The sequence below is a fragment of the Pseudomonas sp. NFACC08-1 genome (assembly GCF_900106735.1).
Taxonomy (GTDB): Bacteria; Pseudomonadota; Gammaproteobacteria; order Pseudomonadales; family Pseudomonadaceae; genus Aquipseudomonas; species Aquipseudomonas fluorescens_Q.
Genome location: NZ_FNNL01000016.1, coordinates 107159 through 127912 on the forward strand (window position 1 = coordinate 107159; position 20754 = coordinate 127912).

The 20754-nt window shown below is 53.0% G+C and carries 16 protein-coding genes; 9 read left to right on the forward strand and 7 right to left on the reverse strand.

Features of this window, described 5'->3' with window-relative positions; genetic code table 11:
• The first annotated feature begins 277 nt into the window (after positions 1–277).
• The 4 genes from BLU76_RS26195 to BLU76_RS26210 all read left to right on the forward strand — a co-directional run bounded on the left by BLU76_RS26195 (position 278) and on the right by BLU76_RS26210 (position 3310).
• Positions 278–925 (forward strand): DedA family protein, encoded by a 648-nt coding sequence (locus tag BLU76_RS26195; RefSeq protein ID WP_063324210.1) that lies wholly within the window; start codon positions 278–280, stop codon positions 923–925.
• Positions 926–931: 6 nt separating this feature from the next.
• Positions 932–1744, forward strand: a complete 813-nt coding sequence (locus tag BLU76_RS26200) for a M90 family metallopeptidase (RefSeq protein ID WP_092225022.1) — start codon at positions 932–934, stop codon at positions 1742–1744.
• 111 nt (positions 1745–1855) lie between these two features.
• Positions 1856–2383, forward strand: coding sequence for an inorganic diphosphatase (gene ppa, locus BLU76_RS26205; protein ID WP_003205933.1), 528 nt, complete (start codon positions 1856–1858; stop codon positions 2381–2383).
• 195 nt (positions 2384–2578) lie between these two features.
• Positions 2579–3310, forward strand: coding sequence for a LexA family transcriptional regulator (locus tag BLU76_RS26210; protein WP_092225024.1), 732 nt, complete (start codon positions 2579–2581; stop codon positions 3308–3310).
• 527 nt (positions 3311–3837) lie between these two features.
• On the opposite strand, the gene BLU76_RS26215 is transcribed toward BLU76_RS26210, so the two are convergent.
• Positions 3838–4245: a very short patch repair endonuclease gene (locus BLU76_RS26215; protein ID WP_092225026.1), complete on the reverse strand. Its 408-nt coding sequence runs from the start codon at positions 4243–4245 to the stop codon at positions 3838–3840.
• Positions 4246–4273: 28 nt separating this feature from the next.
• Between BLU76_RS26215 and BLU76_RS26220 the strand changes: the two genes are divergently transcribed.
• The 5 genes from BLU76_RS26220 (at position 4274) to BLU76_RS26240 (ending at position 13362) form a co-directional block, all read left to right on the forward strand.
• A complete protein-coding gene (locus BLU76_RS26220) occupies positions 4274–5899 on the forward strand; it encodes a DNA cytosine methyltransferase (RefSeq protein WP_092225028.1) in 1626 nt (541 codons plus the stop codon).
• A gap of 283 nt (positions 5900–6182) precedes the next feature.
• Positions 6183–7601, forward strand: a complete 1419-nt coding sequence (locus BLU76_RS26225) for an ATP-binding protein (RefSeq protein ID WP_256572708.1) — start codon at positions 6183–6185, stop codon at positions 7599–7601.
• Entirely contained in the window at positions 7598–10336 is a 2739-nt protein-coding gene (locus BLU76_RS26230; protein ID WP_092225032.1) for a Z1 domain-containing protein, read from the forward strand. Before BLU76_RS26225 ends, BLU76_RS26230 begins: the two co-directional genes overlap by 4 nt.
• Positions 10326–11258 carry a PD-(D/E)XK motif protein gene (locus BLU76_RS26235; RefSeq protein ID WP_170867324.1) on the forward strand — a complete coding sequence of 311 codons (933 nt, stop codon included), beginning with the start codon at positions 10326–10328 and terminating at the stop codon, positions 11256–11258. The genes BLU76_RS26230 and BLU76_RS26235 overlap by 11 nt, the downstream gene beginning before the upstream one ends.
• A gap of 16 nt (positions 11259–11274) precedes the next feature.
• Positions 11275–13362 carry an AIPR family protein gene (locus BLU76_RS26240; protein WP_092225036.1) on the forward strand — a complete coding sequence of 696 codons (2088 nt, stop codon included), beginning with the start codon at positions 11275–11277 and terminating at the stop codon, positions 13360–13362.
• Positions 13363–13467: 105 nt separating this feature from the next.
• On the opposite strand, the gene BLU76_RS26245 is transcribed toward BLU76_RS26240, so the two are convergent.
• The 6 genes from BLU76_RS26245 to BLU76_RS26270 all read right to left on the reverse strand — a co-directional run bounded on the left by BLU76_RS26245 (position 13468) and on the right by BLU76_RS26270 (position 20133).
• A complete protein-coding gene (locus BLU76_RS26245) occupies positions 13468–13827 on the reverse strand; it encodes a DUF6124 family protein (protein ID WP_092225038.1) in 360 nt (119 codons plus the stop codon).
• Positions 13828–14534: 707 nt separating this feature from the next.
• Complete coding sequence (locus BLU76_RS32425; RefSeq protein WP_371915049.1) at positions 14535–14729, reverse strand: helix-turn-helix transcriptional regulator; 195 nt, start codon at positions 14727–14729, stop codon at positions 14535–14537.
• A gap of 230 nt (positions 14730–14959) precedes the next feature.
• Positions 14960–15319, reverse strand: coding sequence for a DUF6124 family protein (locus BLU76_RS26255; protein ID WP_092225040.1), 360 nt, complete (start codon positions 15317–15319; stop codon positions 14960–14962).
• A gap of 596 nt (positions 15320–15915) precedes the next feature.
• Positions 15916–17190, reverse strand: coding sequence for a glycoside hydrolase family 68 protein (locus BLU76_RS26260; protein WP_092225042.1), 1275 nt, complete (start codon positions 17188–17190; stop codon positions 15916–15918).
• Positions 17191–17665: 475 nt separating this feature from the next.
• Positions 17666–19078, reverse strand: a complete 1413-nt coding sequence (locus BLU76_RS26265; protein ID WP_092225044.1) for an aldehyde dehydrogenase family protein — start codon at positions 19076–19078, stop codon at positions 17666–17668.
• Positions 19075–20133, reverse strand: coding sequence for a homoserine dehydrogenase (locus tag BLU76_RS26270; protein WP_092225046.1), 1059 nt, complete (start codon positions 20131–20133; stop codon positions 19075–19077). The genes BLU76_RS26265 and BLU76_RS26270 overlap by 4 nt, the downstream gene beginning before the upstream one ends.
• Between the last annotated feature and the right edge of the window lie 621 nt (positions 20134–20754).

The window sequence follows — 20754 nt, forward strand, 5'->3', positions numbered from 1 at the left end:
AGCAGCCCCAAAACCTAAGCACGCGGTGCATCAGATTGTCCGAGCCGGCTGATTCAGGGCCGCTTCGCGCCCCAGCGGGAGCAAGCTCCCTCGCCACAAGAGCCCTCACTCAATCGCACACCGTCGAAATCCCTAGCTACAAACTCACCCCGCTCCCCGCCCTTCACCCCGTATAATGCCGCTCTTCCCGGCTTGTAAGAAAAAGCTACACACTCTGTAGCCACTCCAAGCCCGACCCAAAGCCTGCCGAGCCAGGCCACCACCACAGGTGTTATGCATGGATTTCAATCCCCTCGACCTCATCCTGCACCTCGACGTCTATCTCGACATGCTGGTGACCAACTACGGAACCTGGGTCTACGCCATCCTGTTCCTGGTGATCTTCTGTGAAACCGGCCTGGTGGTCACACCCTTCCTGCCCGGCGACTCCCTGCTGTTCATCGCCGGCGCCGTCGCCGCCGGTGGCGCCATGGACCCACTGCTACTGGGCGGCCTGCTGATGCTCGCGGCCATCCTCGGCGACAGCACCAACTACCTCATCGGCCGCACCGCCGGTGAAAAACTGTTCAGCAACCCCAACTCGAAAATCTTCCGCCGCGACTACCTGCAGCAAACCCACGACTTCTACGACAAGCACGGCGGCAAAACCGTAACCCTGGCGCGCTTCCTGCCGATCATCCGCACCTTCGCCCCCTTCGTCGCCGGCGTCGGCAAGATGAATTACCTGCGCTTCTTTGGCTTCAGCGTCCTCGGCACCGTCCTCTGGGTCGGCGGCCTGGTGACCCTCGGTTACTTCTTCGGCAACGTACCCTTCATCAAGCAAAACCTGTCGCTGCTGGTGGTGGGCATCATCCTGGTGTCGCTGCTGCCGATGATCATCAGCCTGGTGCGCAGCAAACTGAGCCAGCGCGCCTCGAAAGCCTGATCGCCCATGTGGTCCCTGAGCAACTGGCGCCGCCAGCGCACCCTCGCCAAACACCCCGTCCCCGAGGAAACCTGGCAACGGGTGCGCCAACAACTGAGCTTCCTCGACGGCATCAGCGCCGCCGAGGACCAGTGGCTGCGGGAAGCCAGCGTGCTGTTCCTGCACGATAAACACCTCACCGCCCTGCCCGGCGTCGAACTGCACCAGGAACAACGCCTGCTCCTCGCCGCCCAGGCCCAATTGCCGCTGATGCACCTGGGCGAACTGAACTGGTACCAGGGCTTCCACGAAATCGTCCTCTACCCCGACGACTTCCTCAGCCCCCAGCGCTACCGCGACGCCAGCGGCATCGAGCACGAATGGGACGGCGAACACAGCGGCGAAGCCTGGCCCCAAGGCCCGATCATCCTGGCCTGGGACGGCGTGATGGCCAGCGGCGGCTGGGACGGCTACAACCTGGTGATCCACGAACTGGCGCACAAACTCGACATGCTCAACGGCGACGCCAACGGCCTGCCGCCACTGCACGCCGGCATGCGCGTCAGCGACTGGGCCGAAGCCATGCAACAAGCCTTCGACGACCTCGACCGCCAACTGGACCAGAACCCCGACGCAGAAACCCTCATCGACCCCTACGCCGCGGAAAACCCGGCGGAGTTCTTCGCCGTCACCAGCGAATACTTCTTCAGCGCCCCGGACCTGCTGCACCAGGCCTATCCAAAGGTCTATGAACAGCTCAAGGCCTTCTACCGCCAGGATCCTTTGGCCCGGCTGCGGCAACTTCAGGCCGAAGATCCGGTCTATCAGGCGTCATACTAAGGTCTCTACGACCCTGGTAACGTGGCATCAGCGGCCGAATATGCCTATAATCGCCGCCACTTTTTGGTCAATCCGACCAGTCATTTGGTCAACTAACGGGGGCACCGCCCAATGAGCTACAGCAAGATTCCGGCTGGCAAAGACCTGCCGAACGACATCTACGTCGCGATCGAAATCCCGGCCAACCACGCCCCGATCAAATACGAAATCGACAAAGACAGCGATTGCCTGTTCGTTGACCGTTTCATGGCCACCCCCATGTTCTACCCGGCCAACTACGGTTACATCCCCAACACCCTGGCCGACGACGGCGACCCCCTCGACGTGCTGGTCGTGACCCCATACCCAGTTGCCCCAGGTTCGGTCATCCGCGCCCGTCCAGTCGGCATCCTGAACATGACCGACGACGGCGGCGGCGATGCCAAAGTCATCGCAGTACCGCACGACAAGCTGTCGCAACTGTACGTCGACGTGAAGGAATACACTGACCTGCCACCGCTGCTGATCCAGCAGATCGAGCACTTCTTCGCGAACTACAAAGACCTCGAAAAAGGCAAGTGGGTCAAGATCGAAGGCTGGGCCGGCGCAGACGCCGCCCGCGAAGCGATCACCAAGTCGGTTGCCGCCTACAAAGGCTGAAACAAACTTGATCAAGAACCCCGGTTTGCCCCGGGGTTTTTTTATGTCTTAATGGTTCCTAATACAAAATCGTATTAACACTGTTTAACTGCGTTTAGCCCGCGCCTTTCAAATCCTGCAAACGGAAAGATCGTCTTATATATTTGCACGACTTGTTTATTGCCGAAAACATCGTCGCCCCTAAACTTTCCGTTTATGAAAAAGATCTCCAGTGGCGACCGCTTCAGAGCCCTTCTAAAAGAAGCCCATATCCGTTCCGCCGACTTCGCGAAGTTATACGGCGTGAAATCCCAGCACGTGAACAACTGGTTCAACCGTGGCATCCCACCCCGGCGCATCCACAGCATCGCCAGCCTGCTGACCGTCAGCCCAGAATGGCTCGCCCACGGCGAAGGCCCGCAAACCCCTTTGGGCCTGGGCCCCGGCACCACCTACGACGCCGCCGAAGTCCAAGGCGTCTACAGCGTGGTGGAACCCACGGACATTGAACTGCCCTTCTACAAGGAAGTCCCCATCGCCCCCGGCGAAACCAAAACCCACATCACCGAAATCCCCGACCAATCCATCCGCCTGCCCCGCAGCCACCTCGACTCCCTGGAAATAAACCCCAGTGACGCCATCTGCACCACCATGGTCGGCGACAGCATGGCCGAACGCATCGCCGACGGCTCCACCCTCGCCATCGACCGCGGCCTGACCCAAATCGTCGACGGCCAAATCTACGCCCTCGAACACGACGGCATGCTCCGCATCAAATACCTGCACCGCATCCCCGGCAACCGACTGCGCCTGCGCAGCCACAACAGCGCGGCTTACCCAGACGAAGTCTTCAGCGCCGAACAGATCGACACGCAAAACATACGGGTGATCGGCTGGGTGTTCTGGTGGTCCACCCTCAACAAACAGAGACCGCCGGTGTGCGACTAACCCACCCGAACGGAAAGACAGGCAAAGCGCCTCGTGCCGAGGAGCTTTATGGTGAGAAGCTTTTGTGGCGAGGGAGCTTGCTCCCGCTGGGCTGCGCAGCAGCCCCTGCTTTTCACCCTGAATCCCCCTAACCCAATGATTCCACACCACTTACCACTGGGATTCTGCCAAAAACCCGAGTATCCTCCGCCCCACATTTGCGAGCCCACGCCTCGCACCGACAAGGCAGATCACTTTCTGACCAAGTCCCACAGCCGGCCGCAAGAGCCGGATGTACGTTTTGAAGGCTGGTGAGGTTTGTCAAAAACGAACTGAGTTAGTCAACGAGAAGCCGGCCATAAGCCGGCTTTTTAATGCAGGCTTGAAATTTATTCTCACTTTCCAAACCTTTTACAGCCTTATTGTATGAAGGTTTTTGTAGAAGTGGCTGCTCTGGTCGCTGAGAACCTAGTCCCTCTGGACAGACCCTTTGGATGCTAGCTTCCATGAGTGAGCTAGGAAAAACATAACCATGTCGATGATTGCCCCTACTCCTTAAGGGCGTGGTGCAGTTGAGAAAGGCATTCGGATCCTCGCTTGATCTCACACTCCCAAACGGTAATAACCCTCCAGCCGAGGGACCTCAAGGCGTAAACATTTTCGAGGTCTCTCTCAACATTTCTGGAGAATTTTGCTGCCCAGAATTCGCTCCGGGTCTTAGGTGTAGTAGCGTAGCGACACCCCGCATGGCGATGCCAAAAACATCCATGTACAAATATACAGGTCCGTAGCTTGGGAATTACAATGTCAGGCTTCCCAGGGAGGTCCTTGCGGTGCAGGCGGAAGCGGTAACCATTGGCATGAAGAAACCGGCGCAGCGCGAGCTCAGGCTGCGTATTTTTGCCAGTTATTGCTGCCATCATCCTCGACCTGGTCTCTTTATCTACAACATCCACTTTCGATTACCTTTGGCAGATGTAGCTCATGAATTGTGACAACCCTTTACAGGTCGTGGATCTCTTTGCCGGCCCCGGCGGCCTAGGTGAAGGGTTCTCTTCACTCAGTGAGGGCAGAAGCTTTGATATATTAGTCTCTGCCGAGATGGATCCGTTCGCTCGATCTACACTGAGACTTCGTGCATTTTATCGAGCGCTAAAAAAATACAACCCAGCAGCCCTTGCCGATTATTATTATTACTGCGAAACGGCTGGTGTGGCACAACCTTGGACCTCAGACAGTTATAAAGAATGGCAACATGCCGACGCCGAAGCTCGTCAAATTAAACTCGGAAGCGTAGAAGGAAATGCCGAACTAGATCGGATTTTGGAGAAACGATTGGATACCAGTAAACCTTGGGTATTAATTGGTGGGCCTCCTTGTCAAGCTTATTCAATTGTTGGGCGCGCGCGCAACAAAGGAAATGTCGACTATAAGGCGGAAGATGATCATCGTCATTTTTTGTACCGGGAATACCTGCGAATAATCCAGAGCAAGCGCCCTGCTGTATTTGTCATGGAGAATGTCAAAGGTATTCTTTCCTCAAAAGTTGGTGGCACGCAAATTTTCCCACAAATACTCCAAGATCTTGCCGACCCTGACGCGGCACTGGGAATAAAAAACGGAACTGGTAAAAAATATAAAATCTGCTCTTTAGTTTCAGATGACATCTATGAGTCTGGCATGACGCCAGACTCTATAGACTTTAATAATTTTATAATACGAGCGGAAGATTACGGCATTCCGCAAGGTCGCCACAGAGTTATACTAGTAGGCGTATCCGAGGATTATGTTGATGGCATAAGCGAACACAAACTTGCATCCGCTCCACCGGTCACCGTCAGGGACGTTCTTGGCAACCTCCCTCCGCTGCGCAGTACGCTTTCCAGAGGAAATGATACCCCAGACAAGTGGTGCAACGAAATTTTGGGACATCTCGAAACCCTATATAAGGATCTTATTTCGTCCGAAAACAAGGATCTCACTTTAGAGATGAACCTTAGGATATTTCGAGATTCATTTTCGGGCGGACGTTTAAACAATGGAGGACTACGTGTTAAAAAAACCAGCTCTTGGAGTGGAGCAGTAAACACGGACGAATTAAATTCTTGGCTTACAGACTCTAAATTAGGCGTTTGGCTCAACCACGAAGCCCGAAGCCACATGAGCGCAGATCTTAAGCGCTATATTTATGCGTCAGTCTTTGCGCAGGCTCATCATTATTCCCCAAAGGGTCACCAAGAATTCAATCTTCCTGGATTAGCGCCCGATCATAAAAACTGGGAAAGTGGTAAATTTAGTGATCGTTTTCGGGTTCAAATTGATCGCCAGCACTCTTCCACCATAACCAGCCACATCTCGAAAGATGGACACTATTTCATTCATTACGACCCTAATCAGTGTCGCAGTTTGACTGTAAGGGAAGCGGCCAGATTACAAACCTTTCCCGATAATTATTTTTTTCTGGGAAATCGCACACAACAATACCATCAAGTCGGCAACGCCGTTCCTCCTCTACTTGCAAGTAAAATTGCGAGAGTAGTCGAGCGTATTATCAAGGGTAGAATTTCCTCCCAGCGTCCCGAAAGGACTGTGGCTTCCATGATCAGCTGAAAACGGGTTGCTATGGTAAATAACGCAATGCGACCAGCGAATCGGACTTGCGATATAGCTAAATTTGTGTAAAGAATGGTGGCCAATAGATGTCATGCCTTGTCGGCTAATCTATGATCAAAGCCATGCTGCGCGGCAGGATGGACTGCAAGGAATTAAAGCTAGCCCGCAGGGGGACAAGGATGCTTCTGTTCGAGACCATTTTGATTGACTTCCGTACCGGAAGGCGGCTGCGATGATAGAGGTTCAGCATCCTCCCCACGCAGCCTCCTTGCTCGAGTCAATGCGATCTATTGGATATACATTGGATTCGGCCGTGGCGGATTTGATAGATAACAGTATTTCCGCCCACGCAAAAGAGATTCATATCGAGTTCCGCCCTAACGATAACCCTTACATCGCGGTTATAGACGATGGGAAAGGTATGTCGCATGAGACGCTGCAGAACGCAATGCGACACGGCAGTAAAAACCCCCTTCTAGAAAGAAGTGGGGAGGATATGGGCCGCTACGGCTTAGGGTTAAAAACCGCTTCCATATCTCAATGTCGACGCATGACAGTCATTTCGAAACAAGAAGCGAATATAAGTGCCTATTGCTGGGACCTTGATGTCGTTATCGAGAAAGGCGCTTGGGTAATGCTTCAGCTGGAAGCATCAGAATACCAAGCTCTACCTCATTTTAATCAGCTTTCGTTGCAGAAAACCGGAACAATTGTATTGTGGCAAAACTTAGACAAGCTACTTATTGGAGAAACAGATCCAGAAAGTGCGCTAGGCATGAAAATGTTGGCCGCTCGCGAGCACTTATCACTTGTTTTCCATAGATTTCTAGCTAAAGAAGGAAGCAAACCTAAAATTTCAATAGCTTTGAACGGCTCTTTAATTGTGCCGTTTGACCCGTTCCTTAGCCATCACAAAGCCACACAGCCACTGGACGAGGAGATTTTTTCCGTAGAGGGCAAGAAGGTTGTGGTCAAACCTTTTATCTTGCCCCACATAAGCAAACTTAATAATAACGACACACAACTTGTTGGTGGAACCGAGGGAGTTCGAAGCCAGCAGGGTTTCTATATTTACAGAAATAGACGACTAATTATTTGGGGCACATGGTTTCGCTTGGCGCGAAAAGATGAGCTGAGCAAACTTGCACGCGTTCGGGTGGACATTCCAAATGCGCTTGATCATCTTTGGACCTTAGACATAAAAAAATCGGCTGCCCACCCGCCTGAGATAGTCCGATTAAATCTGAAGCGAACCGTAGATAGAATTAGAGCCGTAAGTGGGCGAACAATTACTTTTAAAGGCCGAAAAGTCTCTGACTCTGAGGTCGCTGCTGGATGGAATGAGGTTATCGATAGATCAGGGGTCCGATTCGACATCAATCGAAAGCACCCAATAATTTCAGAGTTCTCTAAATTTCTCAGTAAAGAAGGGCGGATGCAGTTCAACCTGATTCTAGGCGTTATTGAAAGCTCCTTTCCTGCAGACGCCTTGTATAATCGAATGGCGAGTGATATCAGATCTGACTTCGCCAACGATAGTTCAGTCGAAAGCATTAACGGCATGATCGCGGATCTTCTGAGCAATATGCCTGTGGACTCACCGGCTCGAAAACAACTGCTAATGTCCCTCCATTTGATTGAACCATTTAATTTGTATCCGGCGCTGACAAAAAAAATCATTGAGGAATATGAGTCATGAGTGAGGCTTCCAGGAAGGTATTGTCAGCGAACGCTCGGCGTTTGGAACTAGGTGTTATCACGGCACTGACGGTCGATGGAATTCCAACCGAGGGAGGTATTTTAGACTTAGCCTCCACTCTTCGGTCAATCCCCCCCTATACAGTCACCGATGAAGAGTTTGAAACCGTAATTAAGCGACTTCATGAGGCCCTTACAGTTGACATGGGATTGGGCGATTGTGTTTACGACGAACAAAACCCATGGTTAAGAGCTCGAAAAGCCGAAATCGACCCATTTTATTGGAATCGCTATAAAACAGACCTTTTGAAACAGGGGTGGGGTCCCAAGGTCGTTAACTCACTAGACAAGGTTACAGATGAGATCTTGGATTTAATGGGAGATCCATCGGGTCGCACCGGATGGCCTCGTCGGGGCTTGGTAATGGGCGACGTTCAGTCAGGGAAGACGTCAAATTATACTGGTCTTATCTGCAAGGCAGCGGATGCCGGTTATAAGCTAGTGATTCTGTTGACGGGCACGTTAGAAAGTTTGAGACGGCAAACCCAAGAACGCTTGGACGCGGGCTTCGTTGGGCTTGATAGTTCGGGCGTCGTTAATAACAGAAAACGCCATAGAAAAGAAATCGGAGTAGGACTAATTGACGCCGCGAGGTCAGCTGGGGTTTTCACATCTACAGTAGGTGATTTCAAAGCAACAACTGTAAATCAGTTAGGTTTTAGGTTAAGGGACTATAGGGAACCGGTACTCCTTGTTGTAAAAAAAAATAAGCGGATTCTCGAAAATCTTGCCGACTGGCTGGTTAACTACAATGCAAGCGCGGGGGGGAACATTGACATTCCCCTACTGCTGATTGATGACGAAGCAGATAACGCGTCCATTAATACAAACCCCAAAAAAGCAACTGCGATAAATTCGGCCATACGAGGACTGCTAAAAGTTTTTCCGAGGTCCAGCTACGTCGGATTCACCGCCACTCCCTTCGCGAATGTATTTATAAATCCCGACACCACAAATAATGTTGAGGGGGATGATTTATTCCCTCGTGATTTTATTTACACCTTGGAAGCCCCTACAAACTACGTTGGGGCGAGCCGGATTTTCAGCGAAACATCTGATTTGAAATGCTTAGAGGTAATTCACGATGCGGAAGAATATTTTCCTCGTGGACAAACCTCTGATAGCAACGTAGAGGGAGTCCCCCCCTCTCTAATAGACGCGGTTGTCTGCTTCTTCTTGGTCAATACACTGATGGATATCCGTGCTGGGATGCCAAAGCACAGATCCATGCTAGTAAACGTGAGTCACTTCACATTAATACAAGACCAAGTTAGGGATATCTTGGACCATGAGGTCCGCCTAATGCAGGGTGATATTCAGAATTATGCATCATTGTCTTTCGATGAGGCGATGCAAAACCAAACCATAAATACTCTTTTTAATAAGTTTCAACGGCTTTTTTCCAATTTGGAGGTATCTTGGAGCCAAGTCCAAGCCCAGCTTGTGGCCTCCACACTACCGATTCAAACTACAGCCGTAAACCAAAAAAGTGGACCTGCCAGCCTAGATTACGCCGCCTACAAAGAACATGGACTAAGAGTTATAGCGGTGGGCGGCAATAGCTTGGCACGCGGTTTAACGTTAGAAGGACTATGTGTCAGCTATTTCTACAGATCTACTCAGATGTACGACGCGTTGCTTCAAATGGGGCGGTGGTTCGGCTACCGCGTTGGCTATGAAGATCTGTGTAAAATTTGGATGACTGAGGAAACCGCTGATTGGTATGCTCATATTTCGGAGGCCACCGACGAATTGCGTAATGAAGTGCGTCGAATGCAGAATTCCCGCCTTAAACCAATTGACTTTGGTCTGCGCGTAAGGTCTCACCCTGAATCATTACTTATTACCGCCAGAAATAAAATGCGGGACTCGGACGAAATCATACAAATTATTTCTATAACTGAAGAAAGTTTAGAGTCGCCTAGATTATTGAAAGACCCTTCTATAGTTACCGCGAACTATAAGGAAGCGCAAAGTTTCATACGTTCAGTGATCTCCTGCCCAACTGCAAAACCTGAGAATGGCTCCTTTCCTGTATGGCGGTCCGTGCCGAAACAATTGGTTGTGAAATTCTTAAAGGCATTTGTCAACCACCCCCTTAGCGTCAAACTACAAACATCGAGTTTGGCAGACTTTATCGAGAAATCAGATGATGAAAAGCTCGATCACTGGGATGTGGCTTTACCAACAGGCAGCGGAGATTCAATCAAGTTTTTTGGTGACATAGAAGTCAAAAGGCGAATTCGGAAAATCTCCATTGATGGAAATATCAAAGCCTTGCTTGTTAACGGAAATAAACTTCGAGTGGGCTCTGCAGGTGATGAGAAAGTTGGATTATCTGAAGCTGAAGTTAAGGCAGCAGACCTTCGCTTCCGAAGCGAGTCCAAGAAAAGCGTTCAAACAATACCAGGTAAAGCATATGCTGCTGTTAGGCAGGCGCCGCTGCTGTTGATCCATTTGATTCAGCCCAGAGGTGAGAGCAATGAGGAAAGTCCTTATACGCTTCCTTCCGATTGTGATGCGCTGGTGGCAATAGGTCTAAGCTTCCCCTCTCTTAATGTGTCGAGTCACCGAGTCGCTTATCGGATTAATCTTGTTGAACTCAGAAACATTTTGTCTGGAGATAATCCCTCCATTGACGACAACGATGATGAGGACGATGAAGATGATGAATAAGGTTAAATCCATCTGGACGGCGATTAAGTCGGAAGGTGTCGGATCCGGTTTTCGCCGAATTGACGCGGAGCATTTGCTTGATTTTTACGCTGGTGTGGATTCAATAGGCCGGCTCACACTCTTGTTGATTACACAAAAAAAACCTAGTGTTGAGTTGGAACTCCAATCAGTAAAAATTCACAGCGCGCTCCGAGATGACAACCAATGGTCTCTACTTTTCATATTAGAAAAACCTGAGCTTTCCGAGTTGTTCTTGCTCTTCTGCGGAGACCTAATTGAATCCTCACGTCAATGTGGGGAGAAATCTAGAGGCCTTCCATTCGTTTTAGCTCGTCTTGTTAGCTGGCGCTTGCTATTTGAGCGAGGGAATTTCGATTTATTGACCGAAGGGCAAGTTCGAGGGTTGACCGGTGAGCTTCTTCACCTAAAGACACTAATTGGGACTATTAGCGCATCAGCGGCAGTTCAGAGCTGGAAAGGGCCTGATCGAGCTGATCAGGACTTCCAATTTGAAAAAAATGCGTGGGAGGTCAAGACAGTTTGGCCAGCGACCAATGAGGTTATAATAGCCTCAGAAAGACAACTTGACTTCACCCACCGAGAGTTGGAGCTCGTCGTTATCGAGCTCGGAAGTGGATCTGAGGATACGGAAGCTGGCTTCACACTTAATCAGTTGATTGATGAAATTCGAAGGATAATTAAATCAGATTTTGACACATATTTAGCGTTTGAAAGTTCACTACTGAGATCTGGCTATGTTATACGCCCTGAATATGATGCGTGGGTAATGACTATAGGCAAAGTAACCCGTTATAAAGTCAGCACTGGTTTTCCCTGTATTCGCCCACAAGATCTATCGACAGGAATTCGTAGTGTCAAATACAAACTAAACCTCCAAAGCTGCATACCTTTTCAGATATAGCGAACGAGTAAGTTATATGGATCTCCTCACATTTCATAAAGACATCATAGAGACCGTCCGTTCAAAAGCCGAATCTTCGCGCGACTTCATTCGCACCGCATTTGTGGAGGAGTGCGGAGAGAGGCTGGTAGAGGCGGAGGAGCTTCTCTCCTTCGAAATGTGCAGATTTGAGGGGGTCAATGGAAAGCGCAAAAGGCTTCGAGTGGACGGCTATTCATTCGATGATGCCGACAACTCGATGGCTCTTCTGATAGCTGAATTTTTTAATGAGGATGAAGTGCCCTCGTTTATTACTTCCGATGCAAAGGCTGCACTCGGTGATTTGCGTGCCTTTCTTGAAGAGGCATTGGAGGGCAACTTAACTGACGGGAGTGTAGACGAAAGCCAACCAGGCTTTGGCTTCGCATGTGACTTAATGAATTGGCATTCGAAAATAACGAAATATCGTTTCTATTTCGTTAGCGATGGCATGCTAAAAACTCGTCAGAAAGGATGGCCTGAAGATGCTGTGAGCGGTACCCCTGTCGAGTTCCACATCTGGGATATCGGACGATTCCATTCAGCTTATATCTCAGCTACTGGGCGCGATGATCTTGTTGTTGACTTTTCGACAAATAAAACGAGTGGTCTGAAATGCCTTGCTGCTGCCGAATCCCAGGGAGACTATAGCGCTTATCTTTGCATGATTCCCGGCGACACTTTAGCGGATATATACGACATTTACGGCAGCAGATTGCTTGAAGGTAATGTTCGAACATTTTTGAGTACAAAAGGCAAGGTTAACGCTGCAATACAAAACACGATTCGTAATCAGCCTGAAATGTTTTTTGCATTCAACAATGGAATTGCGGCGACGGCCGAAAATGTTGTAATAGAAGAGGATGCGGGGGGGACGCGTATTCGAAGCGCGGTGAACCTTCAAATTGTAAACGGAGGGCAAACCACGGCATCGTTAGCGTTTGCAAAAAGAGGTGGTACTGCACGTAAAGACTGCTTGGACCTCTCTAAAGTTATGGTGCAGATGAAGCTTTCTGTTCTGCCTCCGGAAAAAGCTGGGGAGTTAACTCCGGAAATTGCACGTTACGCGAATAGCCAGAACAAAGTTAGCGATGCAGACTTTTTCTCCAACCACCCGTTTCATATTCGCCTTCAAGAATTTTCTCGCCGACTGTTCACCTCTCCCAAAACCGGGGCACAATTTGGGACACATTGGTTTTATGAGCGAGCTAGAGGTCAGTATTTTAATGAACAAGCCAAGCTCACAAGCGCACAAAAAAACCACTTTTTAGTACAAAATCCAAAAAACCAGCTATTTACAAAAACCGATGTTGCAAAATATGAAAATAGTTGGCGTGAGCAACCCCATAGAGTAAGCATGGGAGCGCAAAAAAACTTTATATTTTTTGCTGACATCATTTCAAAATCTTGGATATCGGACGGCAAGACTTATAATGAAGAGTACTTTCGCAGCCTAGTTGCTCTAGCTATAATCTTCAGAAAAACGGAGTCTCTGGTTAGCCAACAAACATGGTACCAAGGAGGGTATCGTGCAAACATCGTAACTTACTCGATCGCCAAGCTTCATAATTTGATATCTGAGGATGCACTGGGCAAGCAATTCAACTTCAGAACTATTTGGGATCTACAGGCTGTTCCGCAGGCACTATGCGACCAACTTTCTATAATTGCAGAAAAAGTTTTTCTCGTGCTTACCGATCCTGACAGACCCAAAGATAACGTCACTGAGTGGGCAAAAATGCAAGCCTGCTGGGAACAAGTAAAAAATACCAAAGTAAAGCTAGTTTCAAACTCAGATGAATTTCTTCAGGATGTGCGCCTCTCTGTTGAGGATGGAAAAAAATCGAAGACGATGCAAAAAACTGATGACGGCATACAACTTCAAATTATGGTCGTAGACTTGCCCGGCGCGGAATGGACACGACTATTAAATTGGGGGATCAAGAAGGGGAAACTTTCGCCCAAGCAAGTTAGTCTATTGAGTATCGCAACTCAAATCCCCCATAAGCTTCCTACGGAACGCCAGTGTATCGAACTTTGGAAATTACGGGGACAGATGATTGAGGACGGCTATCTTGCCCTATGAATACATGAAACTTTATTGATCAGTCTTTTTTGTATCCACCCTAGTTTTCGTAAAGGTCTTGCTATGCAAGACCTTTTGTTGCCGAAGGACAGCTTGCGCCCCGCTCTACCTCACCTCAACAATATCCAAAGCCCGATTCGCCAACAGTTCACTCACCTCAATCACCTGCAAAATACCCATCGCAACACGCCGTCGCGATCCCTCAAGATCGAACACCAAATCACTGATCATTGCATTCGCCGAAGCCAGGTTTTCGCTGAGATGGGCAAGCAGACATTCCGAATCAACATCCGGTGCGATACGGAAGATGGTGTTGGGTTTGTCGGACGTTTCTTTCTTCGGCGTAGGCTTCAGATAAAAATCCAAAGCCCGGTTCGCAGCATCATCGAGCTTCTTGTTACGAGCAGACTGAACGCGAGACACAGCTTCGTCGGTAGCTGGCGGGTTCGGTGTAATCTTGACCATGGTAAAGCTCCTAGAGTCTGTTGGAGCTACCACCCTTCGCTGCGAAACGAAGTATGGGGTGGCAGCTGTACGCGGGTTCGCAGACCGGGACTCTAGGGACCGGCAGACCCGAAGGTCTCCCACGCACAGCCACCTCTGACGAAATCACAGACATGGGCGATCTGCTTTTCGAAGGTGACGTTGTGCGCCTATAGAGTCCGGGCTGCGAAACCCGATCACTGATGAGCAGTGACGGATTCAAACTACCGAGGGGACTCAAGGTGCACAAGCCGGCGGATTCTGGCGTAGTTGTAGGCAATGGCGCAAGGCGATGTCGGTCTTGGCTAGTCTCGTGGAGTCACGATAAACAGTTGGCCGGAAGGTTGCTGACACACAGCCATCGCGAGCAGGCTCGCTTCCACAGAGGAGCAGCATGTGTGCATATGTCGCTGCTGGCGACATGACGATAGAACGTGTCGCTGAAATCAATAAATGGCGACACGTCAGGCACTTCAAACATAGGACTGGCGGAGCGGGTTTACTCGTGAATGCGGTGCGTCAGCGTCAAGTATGTTGGCCAGCATGGCGCGTCACGAGCAAGGAGCGACGCTGCGGTTGGGGAAATTGTGCAAGAGGTACTTGCACAACTTCTCTATCGGCTTTACGTCTGTGACTAGGACTCGCGCGCCCCGGAACGCTGCTCGGCCAGGATGTCCTCAACCGTGCGTTCATGACCTGCCTTCACCAGTTTCAAGTCGTATCCGGCCGCTTCCAATAACCGGACAAGGGCCGAGACCCATTGTTTCCATACGCGCCACCGTTGAACGTGAGACGCCAGCGCGACTGGCCAAGGCTTCCTGGCTCAAACGGGCCTCCCCTCGAGCCTGTTTCAGCATTTCGGCCACATCAAACAGGGTGGTCATTTGTAGCCCTTGAGCATCAAAAATCCATATTTATCTAATTACTGTAGCCGTGGAGACACAACGCCACGTGTATTTTGATTCGTGATTAGTGCAGCACCTTGTTGCACAAATGGATCGACGATTTTCTGGATGTTTCTAAACCTGACAGCCTTTTATCCAATCTCTCGCCTACAAAAAAGGCCTTGCCATGCAAGACCTTTTTTCACACCCGGGGTAAGCGCGGCCCCTTGTTACCTCACCTCAACAATATCCAAAGCCCGATTCGCCAACAACTCACTCACCTCAATCACCTGCAAAATCCCCAACGCAAAATGCCGTCGTGATCCCTCAAGACCAAACGCCAAATCATTGATCATGGCATTCGCCGAAGCCAGGTTTTCACTGAGATTGGCAAGGAGACATTCCGAATCAACATCAGGTGCGATACGGAAGATGGTGTTGGGTTTGTCAGACGTTTCGTTCTTCGGCGTAGGCTTCAGGTAGTAATCCAACGCCCGGTTGGCAGCCTCATCAAGCTTGTTGTTACGAGCAGACTGAGCGCGAGATACATGCTCATCTGCGGTCGGAGGGTTCGGTGTAATTTTTGCCATCGACTTAGGTTCCTGTAAGTGATGCTGCAGCCACCTCGCGACTAAACGAGAGGGCGGCAGCTGTGCGCAGGTTAGTCGACCGGTGAACCTAAGAATCCCGGCGCGCCCGGGGGCGCCCTGCGCACAGCCACCATCAATACAGGAACAGCAAAGCCTGTCCGACGGAGACTTGGTACGCCTTAGGTTGAGACGGGCGACTAAACCCGATCACTGATGAGCAGTGACAGGACCCAAACTACCGACGCGACCCAAGACGCACAAGCCGGCGGATTCTGGCGTAGTTGTAGGCAATGGCGCAAGGCGATGTCGGTCTTGGCTAGGCTCGTGGAGACGCGATAAACAGCTGGCTGGAAGGTTGCGGATGCACCGCTATCGCGAGCAAGCTGGCTCCCACAGAGGTGCTTGTGTACATACGTCGAAGGGGAGTGCATTCGCGACTGGCTGCATCCTTGCAGCCAGTCGCGAGCGGGTTACGACTCGTTGTTCAACGGGGCTTGCGACCACCATCGCAATAAATCAGGCGGGACATCTCGATCATATCCACAACGGTTTTGTCATCGACCTCAAACCCGCTGCCTGAAACCCCTGTATTGCTACTACTTAAGCGTAACGTCGAGCATCGGCGGAATGTACCCATAGTCGTACTCAGCCACCACAAACGTCTGCTGCCCTTTTATTTTCAAGCCCACCGTGGGGGCCTCGGTGCCACCCACACGAATCTGCGTGCCGGTTTCATCGGTCGGTACGCTGTCGATAAAGGAGGTCACCAGGCCGTTTGGCATTACATAGTGCGAGTAGGTCTGGAATGGCTGGGAGGACGGGTTGCCCAGTACCAGGCCGGAACCGTTGAGCGGCACGTAGGGGCCGAACAGCGAGTCCGCGACGAAACCGTACACGCCGTCCGGTCCGGTCACGCCGTCGGCATAGGTGAAGGTGTGGCTGATCGTGAACAGGTAGTACTTGCCATCCTGGAACACGAAGTGCGGGCGTTCGGTCTGGTCGTTGACGCCCACGGCCGTCAGCAGGGGCGGCAACATTTCCCAGTCGTCGCCGTCGGCGTCGCGGGCCACGGCGATGCCAACGCAGGCGGTCTGGAAGCGCGAGTTGCCGACATCTTCATAACCCGGCGGTACGTCGCCGATTTCGGCCTCGCCCACTTTGTGCGAGCCGCGCTCACCGGCCACGTTGCCCTCGAACAGCATGTACAGCTTGCCATCGTTCGGGTCGCGGAAAGGCCATGGGTCGCGGAAACCCCAGAAGGCATTTTGGGCTTCGGTCTGGTACATCTTGCCGTCGGCCTCGAACAGCGGCTTGACCTTCTCGAAGCCGACCATGCTGACACCGTGTTCAGTGGTCACGACCCGACCGCGCACCTTGACGATGGTCGCGCCTGGGGTGACGGCGGTGTAATACAGGTCCACTTCGCCTCGGTCGTTCAACAGAATCGGGGTGCCGGCCCATTCGCGAGCGGTCGGCGAAACCCCTTCGGCCATCACGCGGCCACCGAATTCCCAGTTCTTGCCGGTACGAGAAAACCAGTAGTACATCTTTGCTCGACCGTGACGATCGTTCCAATCGCGGAGGATGTCGTAGTTGCCGTCCTCATCAAGGTACGCCGGGTCGTTTGGATGACGATCGGCTGTCAGGGTGAAGATCACCGACCAGCCATCGACGGACGTCACGTTACCGTCCAAGTCGCGCAGGGGCATGGTGTCCCAGATGAACACGTCGTTGTTCAGTACCGGGAAATCCGCGCTGACCAGCGGCTGCGTGGTGGTGGGATCGTCCGCCCGGACTTTCAGCGCATCAGCGCGGGTCCAGAGGCTGGGTTGATGGGGGGTTACACCGAATTTTTCAGTGGTGGTTTTCATAAGGTAATACCTCGTCCATGAATGGATTCAAATAAATGATGCTTGAGAAGTACTGGATGCGCATACAGTGAAGCCACCTTATAGAGGCTTATGCATGCGGGTCAAGCAAAAAATGCATTTGTGCATAATTTGGTTTTTTCTTAAGGCTGATACGTTTCAGCTTTGAACGTTTGCAGAAGTTAGTTCACGGGAAGATCGACGACGTTGCCGGCACGCTCGGTGCTCTGGGCCGCTATGCAGTGGAAAGCTTGCGGAACTGGCAACAGGTGGAAGTAATGCATAGAGGGATTGGTCGACTGAGCTTGGGCGTCGTGCGCAAAGCTCAACAAGGCGGGGAGTCAGCGGTTCTGAGGGTGACGGGTGTATCGCTATCGCGAGCAAGCTCGCTCCCACAGGGTATGCGGTGGCTGTGCGGTTTGTGCAGAAAAGCATCAGGCAGGTGACCAAACCTGCCCGATGCCAACGACCTGACCTGTTATCCCAACGTATTCAAACAAACCACCTTCGGCTGGGTCATTTCCTCATACGCAAACCGCACCCCTTCCCTGCCCAAACTGCCGTACTTGGAACCGCCAAACGGCATCGCATCGAAACGAAAATCCGAAGAGTCGTTGATCATCACGCCGCCCGCCTCGATTCGCCGTGCAGCGCTCATCGCGGTGCTGAGGTCGTTGGTAAAGATCCCGGCGTGAAGGGCGTATTCAGGTTCGTTAGCCAACGCAATGGCTTCATCGAACGTGTCGAACGGCTGCAACACCACCACCGGGGCGAAGGCTTCATTGCGCCAGAGTCGGCTGGAATGATCGACATTTTCCAATACGGTGGCGGCGTAGCAGGTGCCTTGGCGGCGGTGGCCGCAGAGTAAGGTGGCGCCTTGTTGCAGGGCTTCGTTCACCACCTGTTCGGCGTTCTGCGCGGCCTGCTGGGTGATCATCGGGCCGATGTCGGTGTTGGCGAGCAGTGGGTTGCCGACGACGAGGGCTTGGGCCTTTTGGACGAAGCGTTCGCGGAAGGCGGCGTAGATCGGGGCGTGGATGAGCAGGCGTTGGGTGCCGATGCAGTTTTGCCCGGCGGCCCAGAAGGCGCCGGAGAGGCAGCTGTCGACGGCGGCGTCGAGGTTGCAGTCGGCCATGACGATGACCGGGGCGTTGCCGCCGAGGTCCATGGCGAGTTTTTTCAGGCCGGCGGTGCGGGCGATTTGTTCGCCGGTGACGAAGCCGCCGGTGAAGGAGATCATTCGCACGTTGCGGGCGGCGACCAGGGCCTTGCCCAGTTCCGCGCCGCCGGTGGCGACGGTGACCACGGTTTCGGGCAGGCCGGCGGCGACCAGGTACGAGACTAGTTTGAGGGCTGACAACGGTGCCAGTTCGGACGGTTTCAGGATGACGGCGTTGCCGCCGGCAATGGCCGGGCCGAGTTTGTGGGCGACCAGGTTCAGCGGGTCGTTGTAGGGGGTGATGGCGACGATCAGGCCCAGGGGTTCGCGGGTGAACCAGCCTTTGCGCGATTCGGCGCCTTCGTAGGCATCGAACGGTACGATTTCGCCGGCGTTGCGCTTGGCTTCTTCGGCGGAGAGTTTGAGGGTGTTGACGCAGCGTTTGACTTCTTTTTCCGCCTGCTTGAGGGTCTTGCCGGCTTCGTCGACGATCAGCCGGGCGAAGGCTTTGGCGTCGCGTTCGATGTTCAGTGCCGCTTGTTCGAGGATGCTGGCGCGGCGATGACGGGGGAGCGCGGCGCAGGCTTTTACGCCGCTGCGTCCAGTCTCGAGCAGTTGCGGGACTTCTGAGGCGCACACGTCGGCGACGGTGCCGACGATGCTGCCATCAAATGGGTTGAGGACTTCGATGTGCGGTTCGACGACCGCCAAGGCCAGGCGCGATACGTTCACAGGTTGTACTCCTGTTTGCGGGTTGCCGATTGGTGGATGTGAATGATGTCCGACAGCAGCGCGAAGGCGGTTTCGGTGCGGCCTGCGCCGGGTCCCGAGACGGTGACGGCGCCGAGCAGTTCGCTGGAGAACGACACAGCGTTGGTGGCGCCGCTGACGCTGGCCAGTGGGTGGTCGTTACTCAGCAGGCGCGGTTCGACGCTGGCGCTGATGGAGCCGTCGGCCTGGCGCGTGGCGGCGCCGATGAGTTTCCAGCGGGCACCGTCGTGGCGGGCTTTTTCGATGTCGGCGAGGCTGAGGGCGGAGATGCCGCGGCAGGTGACGTCGTTGACGGTGAGCTTGGCGTCCAGCAGTTCGTTGGCAAGGATGACGACTTTGAGGCGCACGTCATGGCCTTCGACATCCGCCGTTGGGTCGGCTTCGGCGTAGCCCAGTTCTTGGGCCTTTTTGACTGCTTCGGCAAATCCCGATCCGCCTTCCATGCAGGTGAGGACGAAGTTGGAGGTGCCGTTGAGGATGCCTTCGAAACCTGTGATCGAGCTGCCGGCCAGGGATTGTTTGGCGAGGCGAATGACGGGGGTGCCGCTCATGACCGAACCTTCGTATTCGAAGGCGACGTTGTTGCGCTGGGCCAGGGCCTTGAGTTCGGCGCCGTGCAGGGCGATGGGGCCTTTGTTGGTGGTGACCACGTGCTTGCCGCGCTCCAGGGCCCAGCGGCAGAACGAGGTGGCGGGCTCGCCGTCCACCGGGTTGGTGAAGGTGGCTTCGGCGATGATGTCGGCGCCGCAGTCTTTGATCACGGCTTCGTTGAGGGCGTCGACGGTGCCGCCGGGCAGTTGAGCCATGGCGCCTTGGGTGGCTGGCAGTCTGGCCAGCGACGCGGCGTCGAGGCCGTGGCGGTCCATCACCGAACCGAGGAACAGGTCGGTCACGCCGACGATTTTCAGGGTGAAGCCGAGGTCGGTTTTCCACTGCTGGTTGCGCTCGGCAATCAGTTGAGCCAATGCCCGGTTCACACCGCCGAAGCCGACCAGCGCCAGTTTGTATTCAGTCATTTTTGTTATGTCCTTGATCCGGGGGTGGGTTGTTGGGATCTAGGTTAGGGGGGTGGGGTGGGCAGTGAAATATGCCAATTTGCTCTATTTTTTGGGCGTTTTGACCAGGGGGCGGGCAAAGCGGTAAGCATGCTTGTTCCACTGGCCAGGCACATTCCCCTGTGGGAGCGAGCTTGCTCGCGATGGGGCCAGGTCAGGCACATCGATGGTGGCTGGTGTACCGCTATCGCGAGCAAGCTCGCTCCCACAGGTTTTCTCGGTGCCTGGTCCATTGGTGTCAGGAAATCCACCTGCTTGGCTGGCGCACCGCCGGCCGCTCTTGTGGCGAGGGAGCTTGCTCCCGCTGGGCTGCGCAGCAGCCCCTGGAATTGGCCAGCGCGGTGGGTCAGGTAGATTGCGGTCAATCGGGTTGGGGCTGCTTCGCAGCCCAGCGGGAGCAAGCTCCCTCGCCACGGGGGTTGTGGTGGTTGGGCACATTCCTCCTGTGTGCGAGCATGCTCGCGATGGGGCCAGGTCAGGTACATCGATGGTGGCTGGTGTACCGCTATCGCGAGCAAGCTCGGTCCCACAGGTTTTTCAGTGCTTGGTCTATTGGTGCTGGGCATGCACCTGCTTGGCTGA

What these genes read in the sequence shown, in the direction of transcription:
- BLU76_RS26195 (WP_063324210.1), top strand. Translation starts at nt 278, where the DNA reads ATGGATTTCAATCCCCTCGACCTCATCCTGCACCTCGACGTCTATCTC.
- BLU76_RS26200 (WP_092225022.1), top strand. Translation starts at nt 932, where the DNA reads ATGTGGTCCCTGAGCAACTGGCGCCGCCAGCGCACCCTCGCCAAACAC.
- ppa (WP_003205933.1), top strand. Translation starts at nt 1,856, where the DNA reads ATGAGCTACAGCAAGATTCCGGCTGGCAAAGACCTGCCGAACGACATC.
- BLU76_RS26210 (WP_092225024.1), top strand. Translation starts at nt 2,579, where the DNA reads ATGAAAAAGATCTCCAGTGGCGACCGCTTCAGAGCCCTTCTAAAAGAA.
- BLU76_RS26220 (WP_092225028.1), top strand. Translation starts at nt 4,274, where the DNA reads ATGAATTGTGACAACCCTTTACAGGTCGTGGATCTCTTTGCCGGCCCC.
- BLU76_RS26225 (WP_256572708.1), top strand. Translation starts at nt 6,183, where the DNA reads ATGCGATCTATTGGATATACATTGGATTCGGCCGTGGCGGATTTGATA.
- BLU76_RS26230 (WP_092225032.1), top strand. Translation starts at nt 7,598, where the DNA reads ATGAGTGAGGCTTCCAGGAAGGTATTGTCAGCGAACGCTCGGCGTTTG.
- BLU76_RS26235 (WP_170867324.1), top strand. Translation starts at nt 10,326, where the DNA reads ATGATGAATAAGGTTAAATCCATCTGGACGGCGATTAAGTCGGAAGGT.
- BLU76_RS26240 (WP_092225036.1), top strand. Translation starts at nt 11,275, where the DNA reads ATGGATCTCCTCACATTTCATAAAGACATCATAGAGACCGTCCGTTCA.
- BLU76_RS26245 (WP_092225038.1), bottom strand. Translation starts at nt 13,827, where the DNA reads ATGGTCAAGATTACACCGAACCCGCCAGCTACCGACGAAGCTGTGTCT.
- BLU76_RS32425 (WP_371915049.1), bottom strand. Translation starts at nt 14,729, where the DNA reads ATGACCACCCTGTTTGATGTGGCCGAAATGCTGAAACAGGCTCGAGGG.
- BLU76_RS26255 (WP_092225040.1), bottom strand. Translation starts at nt 15,319, where the DNA reads ATGGCAAAAATTACACCGAACCCTCCGACCGCAGATGAGCATGTATCT.
- BLU76_RS26260 (WP_092225042.1), bottom strand. Translation starts at nt 17,190, where the DNA reads ATGAAAACCACCACTGAAAAATTCGGTGTAACCCCCCATCAACCCAGC.
- BLU76_RS26270 (WP_092225046.1), bottom strand. Translation starts at nt 20,133, where the DNA reads ATGACTGAATACAAACTGGCGCTGGTCGGCTTCGGCGGTGTGAACCGG.